Source organism: Streptomyces sp. NPDC058525 (assembly GCF_042719495.1).
Taxonomy (GTDB): domain Bacteria; phylum Actinomycetota; class Actinomycetes; order Streptomycetales; family Streptomycetaceae; genus Streptomyces.
Map to the genome: position 1 here is coordinate 1 of NZ_JBHXNP010000220.1, position 1,716 is coordinate 1,716.

Below are 1,716 nucleotides of genomic sequence, written 5' to 3' on the forward strand. Positions count from 1 at the left end.
ACGGCTCTGATCCACTTCTTGTGGTCGTATGACGTTGCGTTACGGCGCTCTGATCGGTTGACCGTTCGTGTGACTACAGCGTGCTCTCGACAGCCCTCTCCCACCTGGACTCAGTTGCGGTGGAGGAGATCACCGTGGACCAGGAAGCGGTGGCCGTTACAGCGCGGGCAGTGAGTCGACAGGCGCCCTGCCCAGGGTGCGGTGGCCTGTCCAGCCGTATCCACGGGAGGTACCACCGGCGCTTGGCCGACCTGGCGATAGCGGGGCGGAAGGTCGTCATAGACATCGTGGTCCGGCGGTTCCTATGCGGAACGCCGGGATGCGGTCGGCGGACGTTCGTCGAGCAGGTGGAAGGTCTGACCGAAAGGTTCGCCCGTCGCACCCCGATTCTGCGCCGGACGCTGGAGAAGCTCGCGCTGACACTGGCCGGACGCCCTGCGGCCCGCCTGGCCACGCATCTGTCGATCCCAACCAGCGCGAACTCCCTGCTCAGGCTACTGGGCAAGCTGCCGGACAGGAGACTCGGCACGGCCCCGCGGGTCCTGGGCGTGGACGACTTCGCGTTCAAGAAGGGCCACGTCTACGGGACGATCCTCATGGACATGGAGACCGGCGAGCGTGTGGACGTCCTACCCGACCGCACCGCGGACACGCTCACAGCCTGGCTGCGCGACCATCCCGGCGTGGAGATCGTGTGCCGGGACAGAGCCAGCGCCTACGCCGAGGCTGTCCGCACCGCCTGCCCCGACGCCACGCAGGTCGCCGACAGGTTCCATTTGTGGAAGAACCTGTGCGAGGCCGTCGAGAAGTGCGTGGGCCAACACCGCACGTGCCTCGCCGAGCCGGCCGAGGACACCGCCGCCGACAAGCCGGTCGTCAAGGCCGGCGCGGCAGCCGGCGACGCGCCGGAGCCCATGGAAGGGCTGCGTGCGATCAAGCGCCGTGAGCGCCATGCCGCGGTGCACGGCCTCTACGACAAGGGCGTGCCGATCGAGGTGATCGCCAAGACCCTCGGGCTCGACCGCAAGACCGTGCGCCGTTACGCACACGCCGCCACCCCTGACGACGCCTCCCGCGGAACGGGATCGCGCCGCTACGGCCACATCCACGCCTACTCGCCCTATCTGTATCGGCGCTGGAACGAGGGCTGCACGGACGCCGCACGTCTTCACGCCGAGATCGTCGAACTCGGCTACGGCGGGAGCAAGCGGACCGTCCGCCGCCACCTGCAAGAGATCCGGGCCGACGGCAAACCCGCACCCGACAAGCCCAAGGAGCTGACAGTCCGGAAGGCCACCTGGCTGATGACCGCCCACCCAGACAAGATCGACGAGAGCAGTGCGCTCAAGCTCAAGCAGCTATTGGCCCGCTGCCCGGAGCTGGAAGCTGTCGCCGATTGTGTGCGCGCCTTCGCCCGCATGATGACCGAGCGCCGCGGCACCGAACTCGACACCTGGCTCACCCGCGCCGAGAGCACCGGCCTCAAGCCGCTGTGCAGTCTGGCCCGTGGCCTGCGCCAGGACTTCGACGCCGTCACCGCCGGACTCACCCTGGAATGGAGCTCCGGCAAGGTCGAAGGCAACGTCAACAGGGTGAAACGGATCAAGAGAGACGGATACGGCCGGGCGGGATTCAACCTGCTCCGCCGACAGATCCTCCTCGCGGACTGAGCACCGTGACGCTCCGCGATCGGACCACAAGAAGTGGATCAGAGCC

General features: G+C 67.7%; 1 protein-coding gene. It reads left to right on the plus strand.

The genetic code is table 11. The features are described 5' to 3' along the window. Nucleotides 1–149: 149 nt before the first annotated feature. Entirely contained in the window at nucleotides 150–1,670 is a 1,521-nt protein-coding gene (locus ACFWP3_RS41950) for an ISL3 family transposase (RefSeq protein WP_384232216.1), read from the plus strand. Nucleotides 1,671–1,716 lie beyond the last annotated feature (46 nt).